The sequence below is a fragment of the Enterobacter sp. ODB01 genome, from assembly GCF_001623605.1.
Classification (GTDB): Bacteria; Pseudomonadota; Gammaproteobacteria; order Enterobacterales; family Enterobacteriaceae; genus Enterobacter; species Enterobacter kobei.
The window spans coordinates 38,843-56,280 of record NZ_CP015227.1; the positions used below are offsets into that span (position 1 = coordinate 38,843).

At 47.7% G+C, this 17,438-nt stretch carries 11 protein-coding genes, 1 tRNA gene and 2 pseudogenes; 7 read left to right on the top strand and 7 right to left on the bottom strand.

Annotation, left to right across the window (positions count from 1 at the left end; genetic code table 11):
- The first annotated feature begins 32 nt into the window (after nt 1-32).
- From pglX to A4308_RS00225, 4 genes are all read left to right on the top strand, one after another.
- Nucleotides 33-3,641 carry a BREX-1 system adenine-specific DNA-methyltransferase PglX gene (gene pglX, locus A4308_RS00210; protein WP_063308430.1) on the top strand — a complete coding sequence of 1,203 codons (3,609 nt, stop codon included), beginning with the start codon at nt 33-35 and terminating at the stop codon, nt 3,639-3,641.
- A 189-nt stretch (nt 3,642-3,830) separates the two neighbouring features.
- Nucleotides 3,831-6,428 carry a BREX-1 system phosphatase PglZ type A gene (gene pglZ / locus A4308_RS00215; protein WP_063308431.1) on the top strand — a complete coding sequence of 866 codons (2,598 nt, stop codon included), beginning with the start codon at nt 3,831-3,833 and terminating at the stop codon, nt 6,426-6,428.
- Nucleotides 6,429-6,438: 10 nt separating this feature from the next.
- Nucleotides 6,439-8,523, top strand: coding sequence for a protease Lon-related BREX system protein BrxL (brxL, locus tag A4308_RS00220; protein ID WP_001193068.1), 2,085 nt, complete (start codon nt 6,439-6,441; stop codon nt 8,521-8,523).
- Between the two features lie 119 nt (nt 8,524-8,642).
- Nucleotides 8,643-9,992 carry a phospholipase D-like domain-containing protein gene (locus A4308_RS00225; RefSeq protein WP_063308432.1) on the top strand — a complete coding sequence of 450 codons (1,350 nt, stop codon included), beginning with the start codon at nt 8,643-8,645 and terminating at the stop codon, nt 9,990-9,992.
- A gap of 104 nt (nt 9,993-10,096) precedes the next feature.
- Here A4308_RS00225 and A4308_RS22685 read toward each other — a convergent pair.
- Nucleotides 10,097-10,267 (bottom strand): annotated as a pseudogene (locus A4308_RS22685) (IS3 family transposase); the annotation flags it as partial.
- Between the two features lie 33 nt (nt 10,268-10,300).
- Here A4308_RS22685 and A4308_RS22360 point away from each other — a divergent pair.
- Nucleotides 10,301-10,435 (top strand): annotated as a pseudogene (locus tag A4308_RS22360) (IS481 family transposase); the annotation flags it as partial.
- 90 nt (nt 10,436-10,525) lie between these two features.
- On the opposite strand, the gene A4308_RS00230 reads toward A4308_RS22360, so the two are convergent.
- From A4308_RS00230 to rraB, 6 genes are all read right to left on the bottom strand, one after another.
- Nucleotides 10,526-12,238 (bottom strand): hypothetical protein, encoded by a 1,713-nt coding sequence (locus A4308_RS00230; RefSeq protein ID WP_063308433.1) that lies wholly within the window; start codon nt 12,236-12,238, stop codon nt 10,526-10,528.
- Nucleotides 12,239-12,593: 355 nt separating this feature from the next.
- On the bottom strand, nt 12,594-13,859 hold the full coding sequence (locus A4308_RS00235) for a tyrosine-type recombinase/integrase (RefSeq protein ID WP_063308434.1): 1,266 nt from the start codon (nt 13,857-13,859) through the stop codon (nt 12,594-12,596).
- A 198-nt stretch (nt 13,860-14,057) separates the two neighbouring features.
- Nucleotides 14,058-14,142: transfer RNA gene (locus A4308_RS00240), tRNA-Leu, on the bottom strand.
- 106 nt (nt 14,143-14,248) lie between these two features.
- Nucleotides 14,249-14,971 (bottom strand): hypothetical protein, encoded by a 723-nt coding sequence (locus tag A4308_RS00245; protein ID WP_063308435.1) that lies wholly within the window; start codon nt 14,969-14,971, stop codon nt 14,249-14,251.
- Nucleotides 14,972-15,001: 30 nt separating this feature from the next.
- Nucleotides 15,002-15,760 carry a tRNA isopentenyl-2-thiomethyl-A-37 hydroxylase MiaE gene (gene miaE / locus A4308_RS00250; protein WP_063308436.1) on the bottom strand — a complete coding sequence of 253 codons (759 nt, stop codon included), beginning with the start codon at nt 15,758-15,760 and terminating at the stop codon, nt 15,002-15,004.
- A gap of 46 nt (nt 15,761-15,806) precedes the next feature.
- Entirely contained in the window at nt 15,807-16,232 is a 426-nt protein-coding gene (gene rraB / locus A4308_RS00255) for a ribonuclease E inhibitor RraB (protein WP_014882320.1), read from the bottom strand.
- 99 nt (nt 16,233-16,331) lie between these two features.
- On the opposite strand from rraB, the gene argL reads away from it, so the two are divergent.
- Both argL and argF read left to right on the top strand, forming a co-directional pair.
- Nucleotides 16,332-16,427, top strand: a complete 96-nt coding sequence (gene argL / locus A4308_RS22690) for a putative translational regulatory protein ArgL (protein ID WP_219976633.1) — start codon at nt 16,332-16,334, stop codon at nt 16,425-16,427.
- A complete protein-coding gene (gene argF, locus A4308_RS00260) occupies nt 16,397-17,401 on the top strand; it encodes an ornithine carbamoyltransferase (protein WP_045134394.1) in 1,005 nt (334 codons plus the stop codon). The genes argL and argF overlap by 31 nt, the downstream gene beginning before the upstream one ends.
- Nucleotides 17,402-17,438: the final 37 nt, after the last annotated feature.

The window sequence follows — 17,438 nt, forward strand, 5'->3', positions numbered from 1 at the left end:
GCAGCGCTCTGCTGCCCTTTGCAGGATTTTCTATGAATACCAATAACATCAAAAAATATGCTCCACAGGCTCGTAACCAGTTCCGCGATGCAGTGATCCAGAAGCTGACCACGTTGGGGATTTCCGTCGATAAAAAAGGCACTCTGCAAATTGCGGATGCCGAGATCGTCGGCGAAACCGTGCGCTACGGCCAGTTCGACTACTCTAAATCTACCCTTACCCGCCGCGATCGTCTGGTCAAACACGCCCGTGAACAGGGCTTTGACGTCCTGGTTGAGCACTGTGCCTATACCTGGTTCAACCGCTTATGCGCCATTCGCTATATGGAGATCCATGGTTACCTTGACCACGGTTTCCGCATGCTCTCGCACCCGGATAATCCAACCGGCTTTGAAGTGCTGGACCATGTGCCGGAAGTGGCGGAAGCGCTGCTGCCGGAGAAAAAAGCGCAGCTGGTCGAGATGAAGCTTTCCGGCAACCAGGACGAAGCCATCTACCGTGAATTGCTGCTGTCACAGTGCCATGCCCTGCACCGCGCGATGCCGTTCCTGTTTGAAGCCGTCGATGATGAAGCCGAACTACTGCTGCCGGATAACCTGACCCGCACCGACTCCATTCTGCGCGGTCTGGTGGACGGTATTCCACCTGAAGACTGGGATGACGTTGAGGTTATCGGCTGGCTGTATCAGTTTTATATCTCTGAGAAAAAAGAGGCCGTTATTGGCAAGGTGGTAAAGAGCGAAGATATTCCTGCCGCCACCCAGCTCTTCACCCCAAACTGGATTGTGCAGTACCTGGTGCAGAACTCCGTCGGTCGCCAGTGGTTGCAGACCTACCCGGATTCGCCGCTGAAAGGCAAAATGGACTACTACATTGAGCCAGCCGAACAGACGCCGGAAGTGCAGGCGCAGCTGGCAGCTATTACGCCTTCCAGTATTGAACCGGAAAGCATCAAGGTGCTCGACCCGGCCTGCGGCTCCGGGCACATTTTGATTGAAGCCTATAATGTGCTGAAAAATATCTACGAAGAGCGCGGCTACCGTGCTCGCGATATTCCACAGCTGATTCTGGAAAATAATATTTTTGGTCTCGATATTGACGACCGTGCTGCCCAGCTTTCCGGCTTTGCCTTATTAATGATGGCCCGTCAAGATGACCGCCGGATATTCACCCGCGACGTGCGCCTGAATATTGTCTCCCTTCAGGAGAGCCTGCATCTGGATATTGCTAAGCTGTGGCAGCAGCTCAACTTCCACCAGCAGAACAAGACCGGAAGCATAGGGGATATGTTTGCCGAAAATACTGCATTAGCCCATACCGACAGCGCAGAATATCAGCTACTGATGCGTACGCTGAAACGCTTTGTGAATGCTAAAACACTGGGCTCGCTGATTCAGGTACCGCAGGAAGAAGAAGCGGAGCTGAAGGCGTTTATTGATGAGCTTTATCGCCTTGAACAGGAAGGGGATTTCCAGCAGAAAGCCGCAGCGAAAGCGTTTATTCCGTATATTCAGCAGGCGTGGATACTGGCGCAGCGGTATGATGCGGTGGTAGCGAATCCGCCGTATATGGGTAATGGTGGGATGAATAGTGATTTAAAAGTATTAGCTAAAACTCATTTCCCGTACAGTAAATCAGACCTCTTTGCGATGTTTATGCAGCATGCCTTTTATTTGCTTAAAAATAATGGATATAATGCTCAAGTAAATATGCAGTCATGGATGTTCTTATCGAGTTATGAAGATTTTCGCACCTGGCTATTGGATTGCAAAACTTTCATTACCATGGCCCATCTTGGTGCAAGAGCATTTTCACAAATATCGGGTGAAGTAGTACAAACTACCTCATGGGTAATTAAAAATAGCTCTACTAAAAACTATAAACCGGTTTTCATTCGTTTAGTTGATGGTAATGAAGAACAGAAAATTAAAGAGCTACTCTCATATAAAAAGCATTTTTACAGCATTAGTCAAAATGATTTAAAAAAAATCCCCGGATATCCGATATCCTATTGGCTAGGCCAGAATATAAATATTTTCGATAATGACAAAATAGCTAATTCATGGTTCTCTGGTGGTAGAATTAAAACTCACAATGGTGATAAATATATAAGATATATATGGGAAACTAGTCGTCTTTCGAGTAAATGGAAAAAACTAATCAAAGGTGGTGATTACAAAAAACATTTTGGCAATGAAATCTTTCTGGTAGATTGGTCCGTAAATGCTATAAAATTTTATGAAAAAAACGGTGGCATTTATCCATCAAAATTTAGAGATAAAGCTGGTATTTGTTGGTCTAAAATCACATCGGGCCAAGCTAGCTTTAGAGTCAAAAGTGAAGATGTAGAATACGATTCTGCATCACCTGTAATATTTAACGATAAATTTAACAGTGATCTTTATACGCTTGCTCTCTTGAATACAAAAGTTTTTAATGTTCTACTTAAAGCATTGAACCCTACTATTAATACCCAAGTTAATGATGTCATGTCATTACCATTCATCAAAATGGAAGCAGCTGTTCAAGAAAAAATCGAAACTAATGAACAGCTGCTGATAAATATAGCGATGCACGATTGGAATTCGCAAGAAATTTCTTTTGATTTTATGGTTAATTATTTAGTCAGCGAATCGAGAGCATCATCTGAAGTAGCATCAAGCTATGCTATAGCAAGAAAAAAGTGGCAAGATGCTTTTAATAAAACGAAAGAGTTGGAAGAAGAAAATAACCATTTAGTCATTACAAGTAGCAACTTTAATGGGATAAATGAAGAATTAATTGATTCAGAAATAACTTTAGTCAGCAACCCATACTACAAGTACGGTGATTCAACGACTAATAATGAAACTCGTTTGTTATCGGATTCAATAGCAGATGTATTAAGTTATTCCATCGGCTGCATGATGGGTCGCTACTCCCTCGATCGCGAAGGCCTCGTCTACGCCCATGAAGGCAACAAAGGCTTTGCCGAACTTGCCGCTGAAGGTGCGTACAAAACCTTCCCGGCAGACAATGACGGCATCCTGCCGCTGATGGATGACGAGTGGTTTGACGATGACGTCACCTCTCGCGTCAAAGAGTTTGTCCGCACCGTCTGGGGCGAAGAACACTTGCAGGAAAATCTCGAATTTATCGCCGAAAGTCTTTGTTTATACGCGATCAAGCCGAAAAAAGGCGAATCTGCACTGGATACCATCCGCCGCTATCTTTCCACCCAGTTCTGGAAAGATCATATGAAAATGTATAAAAAGCGCCCGATCTACTGGCTGTTCAGCTCCGGTAAAGAGAAAGCGTTCGAGTGCCTGGTCTATCTGCATCGCTACAACGACGCGACGCTGGCGAGAATGCGTACCGAATATGTGGTACCGCTGCTGGCGCGCTACCAGGCCAATATCGATCGCCTGAACGAACAGGTCGATGGTGCCTCCGGTGGCGAAGCCACCCGTCTGAAACGTGAGCGTGATAGCCTTAGCAAGAAATTCAACGAACTACGCAGCTTCGACGATCGCTTACGCCACTATGCTGATATGAGAATCAGTATTGATCTCGACGATGGCGTTAAGGTTAACTACGGTAAGTTTGGCGATTTGCTGGCAGATGTAAAAGCCATTACTGGCAATGCGCCTGAGGTGATTTAAGTCAGATAGCATTCCTTCCCACACCACCGGGTTTTAGCCCGGTGGTGATCTCGATACAGGAACCAGCCTTATTCAGGCATCCCTCACCTCCAGTTCATGATAAAATGCGGCTTTGTGTCAGAACGCAGAGCACGGTTTCCAGACGTTCAGACAACTTCGAATTTACCGAATCAACATGGGATTGTGACCTTGCAAAATCAGGAATTTATTGCCGGCCTTAAAGCAAAATTCGCCGAACATCGCATCGTTTTCTGGCACGATCCCGATAAGCGTTTCCTCGAAGAGCTGGGTAATCTCGAACTGGGGAACATCACGCTACTCGACATGACCGACCAGTCGCAGCTGGCGGTAAAAAAGCGCATTGAAATTGATGAGCCTGAACAGCAGTTTTTGCTGTGGTTCCCCCACGATGTACCTCCCAAAGAGTTCGACTGGCTGCTGGATATTCGTCTTTATAGTACGGAGTTCCATGCCGATTTCGCCGCCATCACGCTGAATACGTTAGGCATTCCGCAGCTTGGCCTACGCGAACACATACAACGCCGTAAGGCATTTTTCAGTACTAAACGTCTTTCTGCCCTAAAGGGACTGGTCACTGAGCAGGAAAACGAAGCTTCTCTTGATAAGAAGATGGTTGCGGTCATCGCTGGCGTAAAAACCGCAAAAACGGAAGAGATTCTGTTCAGCCTGATAACCCAATACGTTAATCAGCAGAAAGATGACGACAGCGACCTGGAAAACACGCTGGCGATGCTGAAACGCCACGATCTTGAAGGTGTGCTGTGGGACATTCTGAATCAGGAAATGGGCTATCAGGCCGAACATCCGACCCTGGAAAATCTGATCCTCAAGCTGTTCTGTACCGATCTTTCCGCACAGGCTGATCCGCAGAAACGCGAATGGCTTGAAAAAAACGTACTGACCACGCCGTCAGGCAGAGCCTCCGCGCTGGCCTTTATGGTCACCTGGCGTGCCGACCGTCGCTACAAAGACGCCTATGATTATTGCGCACAACAGATGCAGGATGCGCTACGGCCAGAAGACCAGTACCGTCTCAGCTCACCGTATGATCTGCACGAGTGCGAAACCACGTTGAGCATTGAACAGACCATTATTCATGCGCTGGTGACTCAGCTTCTGGAAGAGAGCACCACGCTTGACCGTGAAGCCTTTAAAAAACTTCTGTCTGAACGTCAGAGCAAATACTGGTGCCAGACGCGTCAGGAATACTACGCCATCTATAACGCGCTTCGTCAGGCTGAGCGGCTGCTGAATCTGCGTAATCGTCATATTGATGGCTTCCACTATCAGGATAGCGCAACGTTCTGGAAAGCGTACTGCGAGGAGCTGTTCCGCTTTGACCAGGCCTACCGCCTGTTTAACGAATACGCGCTGTTGGTTCACAGCAAAGGCGCAATGATCCTGAAAAGCCTGGATGACTATATCGAAGCGCTGTATTCCAACTGGTATCTGGCAGAATTAAGCCGGAGCTGGAATAAGGTTCTGGAAGCCGAAAACCGTATGCAGGAGTGGCGTATTGCGGGCGTTCCACGGCAGCAGAACTTCTACAATGAGGTGGTTAAGTCACAGTTTAACAATCCACAAATCAAGCGTGTGTTCGTGATTATCTCCGATGCGCTGCGTTATGAAGTAGCAGAAGAGCTGGGCAATCAGATCAATACTGAGAAACGCTTTACTGCCGAACTGCGTTCCCAGTTGGGCGTGTTACCCAGCTATACCCAGTTGGGTATGGCAGCATTGCTGCCACATGACGAGATATGCTACCAACCGGGTAATGGTGACATCGTTTATGCAGACGGGTTATCCACCTCTGGTACGCCCAACCGCGATACCATTCTGAAGAAATATAAAGGGATGGCAGTAAAATCGGACGATCTGCTGAAATGGAAAAATCAGGAAGGACGGGATCTTATTCGCGATTACGAAGTCGTCTATATCTGGCATAACACCATTGATGCCATGGGTGACAGCGCATCTACGGAAGAGAAGACCTTCGAAGCGTGCCGTAACGCGGTGGTTGAACTGAAGGATTTAGTGACACGGGTGATAAACCGTCTCCACGGTACACGCATTATCGTCACGGCGGACCACGGTTTCCTGTTCCAGCAGCAGCCCCTTTCCGTGCAAGATAAAACCACGCTGCAGATCAAGCCAGACAATACGATTAAAAACCACAAACGCTTTATTATCGGCCACCAGCTTCCTGCCGATGATTTTTGTTGGAAAGGAAAAGTGGCGGATACCGCAGGCGTCAGCGATAACAGCGAGTTTCTGATTCCGAAAGGGATCCAGCGTTTCCATTTCTCTGGCGGCGCACGGTTTGTGCACGGTGGAGCCATGCTACAGGAAGTCTGCGTTCCCGTCTTGCAGGTGAAAGCGCTACAAAAAACCGCAGCGGAGAAGCAACCGCAGCGTCGTCCGGTAGACATCGTCAAGCATCATCCGCTGATCAAACTCGTCAATAACATTGATAAAGTCAGCCTGCTCCAAACCGATCCGGTAGGCGAACTGTTCGAACCGCGAACCCTGAATATCTTTATTGTCGATAACGCCAATAACGTGGTTTCTGGTAAAGAGCGCATCTGTTTTGATAGTGACAACGATGCCATGGAAAAACGCATACGCGACGTGACACTGAAGCTGATTGGGGCGAATTTCAATCGCCGTAATGAATACTGGCTGATACTGGAAGATGCGCAAACGGAAACGGGTTACCAGAAGTACCCTGTGATTATCGATCTGGCATTTCAGGATGATTTCTTTTAAGTGAGGCGATATGCAAACCCATCATGACTTACCCGTTCCAGCCGTATCCGAAGGGGAACTCGTCGCAGAAGGTTACGATCTGGACGCCTTGCTGAATCAGCATTTTCGTGGTCGGGTGGTGCGTAAAGATCTGACCAAGCAGCTCAAGGAAGGGGCTAACGTCCCGGTCTATGTGCTGGAGTATCTGCTTGGTATGTACTGCGCCTCCGACGATGACCAGATCGTCGAGCAAGGGTTGCAGAACGTTAAGCGCATTCTGGCTGATAACTACGTCCGCCCTGATGAAGCGGAGAAGGTGAAATCGCTCATTCGTGAGCGAGGATCCTACAAGATCATTGATAAAGTATCGGTAAAGCTCAATCAGAAGAAAGACGTTTACGAAGCCCAGCTCTCCAACCTCGGCATTAAAGATGCACTGGTTCCGCCGCAGATGGTCAAGGACAACGAGAAGCTGTTGACCGGCGGCATCTGGTGCATGATCACCGTGAACTACTTCTTTGAGGAAGGACAGAAAACGTCCCCCTTCTCTCTGATGACGCTTAAACCTATCCAGATGCCCAATATGGACATGGAAGAGGTATTTACCGCACGTACGCACTTCAACCGCGACCAGTGGATTGATGTCCTGCTACGTTCCGTGGGTATGGAACCTGCTAACATTGAGCAACGAACCAAGTGGCACCTGATCACCCGCATGATCCCTTTCGTGGAAAATAACTATAACGTCTGCGAACTGGGCCCACGCGGTACCGGTAAAAGCCACGTCTATAAAGAGTGTTCGCCAAACTCACTGCTCGTTTCCGGCGGACAAACCACGGTAGCAAACCTGTTTTACAACATGGCCAGCCGCCAGATTGGCCTGGTCGGCATGTGGGATGTGGTCGCGTTTGATGAAGTGGCAGGGATCACTTTCAAAGACAAAGACGGCGTGCAAATCATGAAAGATTACATGGCGTCTGGCTCGTTTTCCCGCGGCAGAGATTCGATTGAAGGCAAAGCGTCGATGGTGTTCGTCGGCAACATCAATCAGAGCGTTGAGACGCTAGTCAAGACCAGCCATCTGTTAGCTCCCTTCCCTGCCGCGATGATCGATACGGCGTTTTTCGACCGCTTCCATGCCTATATCCCCGGCTGGGAAATCCCGAAAATGCGCCCGGAATTCTTTACCAATCGCTACGGACTTATCACGGATTACCTCGCCGAATACATGCGGGAAATGCGCAAACGCAGCTTCTCCGACGCGATTGATAAGTTCTACAAGCTGGGTAATAACCTCAACCAGCGCGACGTTATCGCAGTAAGGCGCACGGTTTCTGGTCTATTGAAACTTCTTCATCCCAATGGTTCTTACAGTAAAGAAGACGTCCGTGTTTGCCTGACCTACGCCATGGAAGCCCGTCGTCGAGTCAAAGAACAGCTTAAAAAGCTGGGCGGTCTGGAGTTCTTCGATGTGAATTTCAGCTACATCGATAACGAGACGCTGGAAGAATTCTTCGTCAGCGTGCCAGAACAGGGCGGCAGCGAATTAATTCCTGCTGGCATGCCAAAGCCAGGCGTAGTGCATTTAGTGACGCAAGCGGAAAGTGGCATGACGGGTCTGTATCGCTTTGAAACTCAGATGACCGCAGGCAATGGTAAGCATAGCGTTTCCGGTCTGGGATCAAGTACCTCGGCTAAGGAAGCTATCCGGGTTGGATTTGACTATTTCAAAGGCAACCTCAGCCGCGTTAGCGCAACAGCAAAATTTTCTGAACATGAGTACCACCTGCACGTAGTCGAATTGCATAATACTGGACCAAGTACCGCGACCAGTCTGGCGGCACTTATTGCCCTGTGTTCCGTTTTACTGGCGAAACCCGTTCAGGAACAAATGGTCGTCTTAGGTAGCATGACGCTCGGTGGAGTAATCAACCCTGTTCAGGATCTGGCGGCTAGCTTACAACTTGCTTTCGATAGCGGCGCGAAAAAGGTCCTTCTGCCGATGTCTTCTGCGGTAGATATTCCGACTGTACCAGCCGAGTTGTTTACCAAATTCCAGGTCAGTTTTTACTCTGAACCTGTAGATGCGGTGTATAAGGCGCTGGGAGTAAACTGAATATATCGAGGAGTAGCTCACACTCCTCGATAAAATAAACGATAAAATTCCCTCACTTGTTATGATGAGAGTCCTTAATATTGCCTACTCCAAATGGAATGATGTACGATTGTAGAACAATGAAACTTATCGCTAATGGATTAAACAAAGCATTTTTTAGGTCTATACTTCCCCCGGCAGAAACTGAAATTGACGGCGTTGTTGCCGCCATTGCCTATGGCGATGATAAAACACCTCTACTCGAGCATTGTCTCAAAAACCATCACCGGTTAGATATCTGGATGCGGTATGACCATACTGTTCCTGTTGCTCCTTCATTTTTATCTAAACTGCTTTTCCATACTAGGAATAATATCTTTTGTAAGCTGGTACCCGACTGTCTTCACAGTAAAGTCATCTGGTGGAAAGGTTATGGTGCATACATTGGTTCAGCAAACCTAACCGATCGCGCGTGGAATACCAACATTGAAGCGGGTGTCTTCTTTAGTGAAAGCGACTTGTACAACTCGGATTTAATCTCACAATTAGACGAGTTTTTCGATAATTTAGCATCTCTTGATTGTTGTATTAGCCTGAGCCAAGAAATCATTGATGAACAAAAAAAGTTACAAAAATTAAAAATAGAGCAAGATAAAAAAGAACAAGAGCTTATCAAAAAACGCCTTGTACCTGAATGGGGCGGAGTCAGTAATTATGACAAGCTGAAGGCGAATGATAAAAGAAAAGACAGCTTCCATAAAGAATGGGAGAGTACACTTTCCATAATACGAAATATATCCTACCAGATAAGTGACTTCAGACCACACTGGGTCTCAGAGAACACACCTCTTTTCTGGCAAACCGACCAGTTTTTACACGCATATTATTACAACCAGGTTCATCAAAGTGATAATACTTATCCTTTTGAGGATTATCATCAGATAAACAGTAAAGATCCTCAAGCTGCACTAATGAATATGTTGTCATGGTGGAAGAATCTCTCTTTCCCCCCATCTCATGAAGATACCAACCTGGGAATTTACGCTCCTTATATTCGTGAGCACTTATCAAAAAGCAAAATTAGTTCATTGACTGAGGATAATCTCCATAACATATTCTTCTATACGCATGCAACGATGGACCATGTGATAAAAATGAGTACTGAAACCTTTGGCCTGTCTGCCCAAAATTCCATAAACAGGGAAGAACGTGCCATTTTATTCACCAAATGGATCATGGGCCAGACTAATCAAAAAGGTATGACTATTGCTGAATTACTCAACTATGTCCTCTACGGTGGAAAACCTTCATTAATGTGGGAAAGGATATACCAGGCAGGAAAGGATGAAGAGTACAAATTCCAGCATTACGGTATTAACTCTATTGCTGAAGTGGTCGGTTGGGCAAGGCCAGAAGATACTCCGCCCAGAAATGGCAGAACTAATAAAGCATTGCGGGCCTTGGGTTATCCAGTTCACGTGAATATTTGAACATATCGTCTCCTACTCCGTTAAATATGATTCTCAATAAATGAAGGAGTTCAAAGGCATGCTCAGTTCACTAGAACACGCTTGCCGGTGTGCAGTGGTCAACTTTACTTGGCCACCACTTTAGATTTTTTCCAGTATTGGTTTTCCGATTCGTTTGGCGGTAACCCACCGTTATATTAATGCGGTCTGAGCGCACTGTAATATCCGACGATATAGTCCGTTATTGCATGGGCTGCGTCGCTGAAGCTTATATAAGCAGTTACGGGTAACACCTCTGTTCAGGTAGCCAAAGCCAGTGTGCTACTACAAAAACACCGATGGAACGCTACTTTGAACTTACTGAAAAAACACTACACTCCGATACCGTTCACGCAAACTATCAACCCAATGAAGAGCATATTCAGGGACAGAATTACAAGCTTGAACTGGGAAAGTTCAAATGATGTCTATGAATTAGGCAATTAATTCTAAACATTGAACTTATTCAGATTAATTCCATTTCTTAAACAGAAAATGCGCAAACTACTGCCATCTTATTTTTCATATAGCATAACTGCTCCATATCTATGATTAATAAGTGACAGGGGCAGAAACTCTTTTAAATAATGCATCGAATCAAATGAATTTATGCCTTGACTAAAGAATGTGTAATCGGAAAATTTAGTTTTCCTAATATTTATTTTGCCAAAGTGATCCGTATGAGGCAGCCATTTATAGCTAGCGCAAAAATCATATACCTCTTGAAGTGATTCACTCATCTCTACTATTTTAGTGAATACTCTTTTGGGGAGGATAACGATATCTGTATCAGATTGCACACCTGTAAACCCATCTAAGATAACCACTCCCTTAACGTTCCATTCACTCAAATCTTTAATGCTACAACATCCCATTCGCAAGATGTGTTTTTTATGTTTATTTGCAGCGTTAACTTTTTTCTGAGCCTGCTCTACTTTTTCCATGCATACTTTTTGTCGATTAAAAATTTCATTTGGATCACTAGGCTGCAACATCCACCGAAGTTCACAAATCAATATTGTTTTGGAGCTTTCATCTAAAAGAATCAGATCAATTTCACCACCTTCTTTTTTGGGAAGCATTAAATTTGTTAGAGGTGTAAATTTACCATTAATTTCACTGAGAATATTTTTGGTCATTTCAACTTCAAATAAATGACTGATTTTATTGAATCCTTTTTCATCAATTCTACTATGAAGAGTCAACGCATTTCGGTCAAAGTTTGATGTAATTACGAGGTAATTAGGTATGACATACTCATTTCCTACGTCAATAAGAGGTTGCAAAGCCGGATCTGGGGATTTGACATTTTTTCCATAGGTCAGGAATTCGGTAATTTTTTCAATTGTCTCATTCGATAGACCTGAATATTTTGAGATATTCTCCTTGAGCAGGGATTTATTTATTCTTAATACTCTTTGCTCTAACCCTCCTCCTTTTATTTCATGAATCCTGCTGTTAAACAGTACAGCAACAGTATGATGAATACATATGCAAATTAAAGAACGAAAATACGCTCTAAACTCCAACAGGGAAAAATAAGGGAATATCCACCTCTCATCAACCGGAACGTAAAACGGGGCTATTTGGCTGTACAAGTAGCACATGAGTTTTTGGCTGTGAGGATAATTTATCAACTCACCTTCGAAATGAGCATCTGACAGTATCTCTTGAATTAAGCCATCATCAAAATCAAGAAACATTAGTTCATATAAGACTTGAAATGCTGATTTCCCTACAAGAGATGGTTCAAAAGATAAGTGGTGGTGGAGAATGGAGTACCCCAAATCAATTTTATTATAATTGAAGTGTATCTCGTCATTTTGCTGCATAGCATTTGTTAATTTTTTATGAAGTGATATAAATAGGGTACAAATATGACTATAATCACAAGATGCTCTGTAAACCTTTAATAATTGAGTGTAAACCTCTGGGGAAATAATCTCATCATAAACACATATATGACTATCAAAACACTGTTTATCTATTTCAGACAGCATATGCTTTATAGCAATTTTATTATTCTCAAATAACTCATTTATCCAGAGCAAGTGACTCGAGGTTGCTTTACCAAACCCTCTTTTATATAAGTCATTCATTGCGAAAAAGAGCGTGTCTTCCGAGACGGTAAGTGCTCGCCAAATTGCTAATCCTTTTATATCTGTCGTAAGATCAAGTGATTTGTAGAATAAATCAACTTCATTCTCAATTTGTTGAATGTTTTTCATAAACTATCCTTATTATTTGATTGCTATGGATAAAATAACCTATATTTCAGTGTAAGTAAATGCTGGGTGTTGTACGAGCAGTGAACTAAATAGCTGCGCCTAATAAATATCAGGATATTTATGAATACCGCTTCACCTTTCCTTGGCAACAAACATGGGTTAACGATAGTGGAGCGGCATTAGGCTCGGCTATTTAGATTCAAGTACTAAACCAAATTTGCCATCTAAGGTTTTTATAGACACTGCAGCATTGAGTTCTTTTATATTGTCAGAGAGCACCTTCATTATCTAGTCCTTAAATAAATTATTACTACCTTAAGTGGATAATAATAAGCCCCCTCTTCTATTCAAAAAATTAATTCTTTTCAATTGTTTTTTTTGCATAGTCAAACGGGCTAACCGCCTTCTCCCGATTGGCATCCAGATAATCCGCCCACCATTGCAGCATCAGTCTGCGTTCATCCAAGTGCTCCGCCTTATGGATATAAGCCGCCCGCACTGAGCTACGTTCCTGATGACTCATCTGACGCTCCACCGCATCCCTCGACCACAATCCCGATTCAATCAAAGAACTACACGCCATCGTTCTGAAACCATGCCCGCATACTTCCGTTTTCGTGTCATAACCCATTACTCTTAGAGCTTTGTTCACTGTATTCTCACTCATCGGCTTACAGGGATCATGATCGCCCACGAAAATCAGCTCTCGGTTCCCGTTCATGCTTTTGATCTTTTCCAGAATAGCTAAGGCCTGACGCGATAAGGGAACAAGATGAGGTGTCCGCATCTTTGAACCACGTTGAGAATGCTTAACACCTTCCAGCGGTTCACGCTCACCCGGAATCGTCCACATGGCAGTATCAAAATCTACTTCTGACCAGCGGGCAAAGCGTAGCTCGCTTGAACGGATGAAAACTAACAACGTGAGTTCCACAGCTAGTCGAGTTAATGGCCTACCAGAATAGTGATCAATGCGATGGAGTAATTCAGGTATGCGGTTAAGCTCCAGAGCAGCACGATGCTGTCTTTTCGCCGTAGCAACCGCACCGGCAATCTCTTGCGCGGGGTTGTAGTCGATTAAACCACTCTGCACAGCAAAGCGCATAATCGCGGTAGTGCGCTGTTGTAAACGAGCGGCAACTTCAAGACGACCGGATGACTCGACGGCTTTAATGGGTACAAGCAGATCCCGCGTTTTTAGTTCCGCAATGTTCCGCTTACCAATAGTAGCAAAGAGATTATCTTCCAGACTTTTTAATACACGAGCACTATGAGACTCAGACCACTTCTGATTGCTGGCGTGCCAGTCTCTGGCAACCACTTCAAACGTTATCGCCTCTTGCTCCTGCTCTACCTTAACAGCTTTCTTATTCTCAATAGGATCGACGCCGTTAGCTAAAAGCTTACGTGCTTCGTCTCGCCGCGATCGAGCATCTGCTAACGAAACTTCAGGGTATTTCCCCAGCGCCAGCATTTTCTCTTTGCCGCCGAAGCGATAACGCAGCCGCCAATATTTCGAACCGTTAGGGTGAACCAGCAAAACCATGCCGTCACCATCCGTCAGCTTATAAGCTTTTTCTTCAGGCTTAGCCGAACGAACCTTCACATCACTCAGAGCCATGATGAGTATCCTTTCAAGGGTTCTGTGTGGGTACAAACATTATCGAACCGGGATATACCCGCAGTTGTACCCGCATCAGCAAGTTGATGTAGATTGAATCAGGTTGACTTAGGTTGAGTAAAAAAGCGAGGAAAGCCTTGCGGATACTGGATTTCAGACACAAAAAAAGACGTCCGTTGACGTCTATTGATGTTCCGATGGTGCCGAAGGCCGGACTCGAACCGGCACGTATTTCTACGGTTGATTTTGAATCAACTGCGTCTACCGATTTCGCCACTTCGGCACTGAAGGGGATGCGGAAACGTTGTGGATTATACCTGTCGCGCGCCGCCATGCAAGCGACGACGCGCGAAACCCGCGCTAAGTGCCCAAAAAACCAGCGCCCTTCGTCACTCCAGCTCAGACACCGCCAGCCGAATCACCCCTGCCGCCTTCTGCTCCGGCAGCGCCAACACCTTCGCCCACATGTCCTGCACCATATCGCAGGAGAGCTTCTCTTTGCCCGCCGCCTTCTCCGGCATCTGCAGCAGCTGGATGTCCTCGCCGTACTTATCGGCAAGTTGCTTCATAATCGGCCGCACATCCTCGACGGCCGCCTCGCGTTCAGCCGGTGTCACGGTGTGGCGGTTTTTGCCGTAGGCCGCGCGCATCATGTCGGCGTCGGCCTGCATGCGCCGCGCCATCAGGTCTTTATCCAGCATGCGCATCGGGTTCACGCCGCCCTTCACCATCGGGTAGAGGAAGCGGAAGCAGGCGTCGTCGCTCACCTTTTGAATGGCGGCGGTTTGCTCCATGTTGATGGTCATGTAGTTCACCACGTTGGCGTCCGGGGCGTTTTGCAGGCGCGACATCTGCAGATGCAGGATCTGCGGCTGGATGGTGTCAATAATCTGCTGCTCCGGCTCGCCCGCTTTTTGCAGGGCGGCCATCTGGTCGAGGATGCGTTGATGCAGCGCAGGCTCCTGCTCCTTAATCACCTGCCAGGCGGGCATCGCGTTAAGGGCAGCATCCATCTGCTGTTCCGGCGCGCGCTGCCTGTCGAAGAACACCCAGAACGCCACGGCGGCAGCCGCGACGACGACAATCACAATACGGGTCCACGTTTTATTCATCTCGCATCCTTATCCTTGCGTTATGCCGGTTTACACCGGCACGCCGCTGTGGAAGCGAAACTCGTTGTCCGGTGTCGAGATAAGTGTGGCTTCAATTTCGCCAAAATGCTGTATGCGCGGTGAGATATCGTCGTCGCTCACCTGCTGGGCCAGCGTCAGGTAGTCCTGATAATGGCGCGCTTCCGAGCGCAGCAGCGAGAGATAAAACTTTTGCAGGTCGTCCTCGAGGAACGGGGCCAGCGCGGCGAAGCGTTCGCAGGAGCGGGCTTCGATGTAGGCGCCGCAGATGAGCTTGTCGATCAGCGTCAGCGGTTCGTGGGTGCGCACTTCTTTAAGCATCCCTTTGGCGTAGCGGCTGGCGGTGATTTTGACGTACGGAATGTCGCGGGCCAGCATCGCCTCGCGCACTTGCCAGAAGTGGTGCAGCTCCTCTTTAATCAGCAGCACCATGCTGTCGATGAGCGCCTGGCCCCATGGGTCGTCGGTTTTGGGCATCACGCTTTTGCCAATCTGCCTGTGCAGGGCGATGAAATCCGGCTCCGGGCCGTCGCGGAAGGTGAACAGTTCGTAGGGTTTGAGCCAGTCGAGCAGCGCGTCGGCACCGCTTTCGTCGGCGACGTATTTACGCACGAGCAGCAGCGCGGTCTGGGCGGCCTTGAGCTCGCACACCATGTGGTCGGTGAGCAGCAGCGGCAGGTTTGCCGGGTCGCGGGCTTTATCAATCCATGCTTGCGGGGTCGGGCACTGGAGAAAGTTGAGTACGGGGGCGAGTATCTGCGGGTAATCCATGGTTCTGCCTTGAAAAAGCGGTGGCGCGCGCCACCGCCTGAAACGCTTAGTGACGCACGCCGTCGTCGTCTTCGTCGACGTAATCTTCGTCGTCGCCTTCTTCGCCGTCTTCACCGTTCGGATCTTCGAAGTAGGTTCCCCAGCCGTCGTACTCCACCTCAAACTTCTCGGCCAGGTTCATCAGCTGTTCTACCTGCGCGTCGATAAGCTCCGCCTTCAGCGCGCCCTCGCTCAGGATGTCGCAGCAGATGACGGTGTCGCCCTCTTCCACTTCAAGCTCTTCCGGCTCGGTCACTTCGTAACCCAGCTTGAAGGCTTCCACCGCCATTTTTTCCAGCGCGTCGAAATCATCCGCAGAGAAATGGTGCTCGATGGTGTACAGCGCGTCCGGATCGCTACCGTCTTCCAGCAGCTCTTCAATAATCAGACGCGTCTCTTCGCGTTGCTCTTCCAGGTGTTCCGGGTTTGCCATGGCTCAATCCTCTTTAAAGTGCGGCAGATACTTCTATTTTCACACACGGACGGGTTTGCCTCCACCTTTGTAAGAAAGAATTGTGAAACGGGGTTGCAAATGAATAATTACACATATAAAGTGAATTTTAATTCAATAAGTGGCGTTCGCCAGGCGAGGATAAAATGTCCGATTTATATAAGAAACACTTTCTGAAAATGCTCGACTTTACCCCTGCACAGTTCACTTCTCTGCTGACCCTTGCCGCACAGCTCAAAGCCGATAAAAAAAATGGCAAGGAAGTACAGAAGCTTACCGGTAAAAACATCGCGCTCATCTTCGAAAAAGACTCGACCCGTACACGATGCTCTTTCGAAGTTGCCGCATTTGACCAGGGCGCACGCGTCACTTATTTAGGGCCGAGCGGCAGCCAGATTGGGCATAAAGAGTCAATTAAGGACACCGCACGGGTGCTCGGGCGGATGTACGACGGCATTCAGTATCGCGGCCACGGCCAGGACGTGGTCGAAACGCTGGCGCAATATGCGGGCGTGCCGGTGTGGAACGGCCTGACCAACGAGTTCCACCCGACGCAGCTGCTGGCGGACCTGCTGACCATGCAGGAGCACCTGCCGGGCAAAGCGTTTAACGAGATGACGCTGGTCTACGCGGGCGACGCGCGCAACAACATGGGCAACTCGATGCTGGAAGCGGCGGCGCTGACCGGGCTGGATCTGCGTCTGGTGGCCCCGAAAGCCTGCTGGCCGGAAGAGAGCCTGGTAGCGGAGTGCAGCGCGCTGGCGGAGAAGCACGGCGGCAAAATCACCCTGACGGAAGACGTGGCGGCCGGCGTGAAGGGCGCGGACTTTATCTATACCGACGTGTGGGTGTCGATGGGCGAAGCCAAAGAGAAGTGGGCGGAGCGGATTGCGCTGCTGCGCGGGTATCAGGTGAACGCGCAGATGATGGCGCTGACCGGCAACCCGAACGTCAAGTTCCTGCACTGTCTGCCGGCGTTCCATGACGACCAGACCACGCTCGGCAAGCAGATGGCGAAGGAGTTCGATCTGCACGGCGGGATGGAGGTGACGGACGAGGTGTTTGAGTCGGCGGCGAGCATCGTGTTCGACCAGGCGGAAAACCGGATGCATACGATTAAGGCGGTGATGGTGGCGACGCTTGGGGAGTGATCCTCTCTCCCACATTATTGATTCGGTGCGCTCTTCT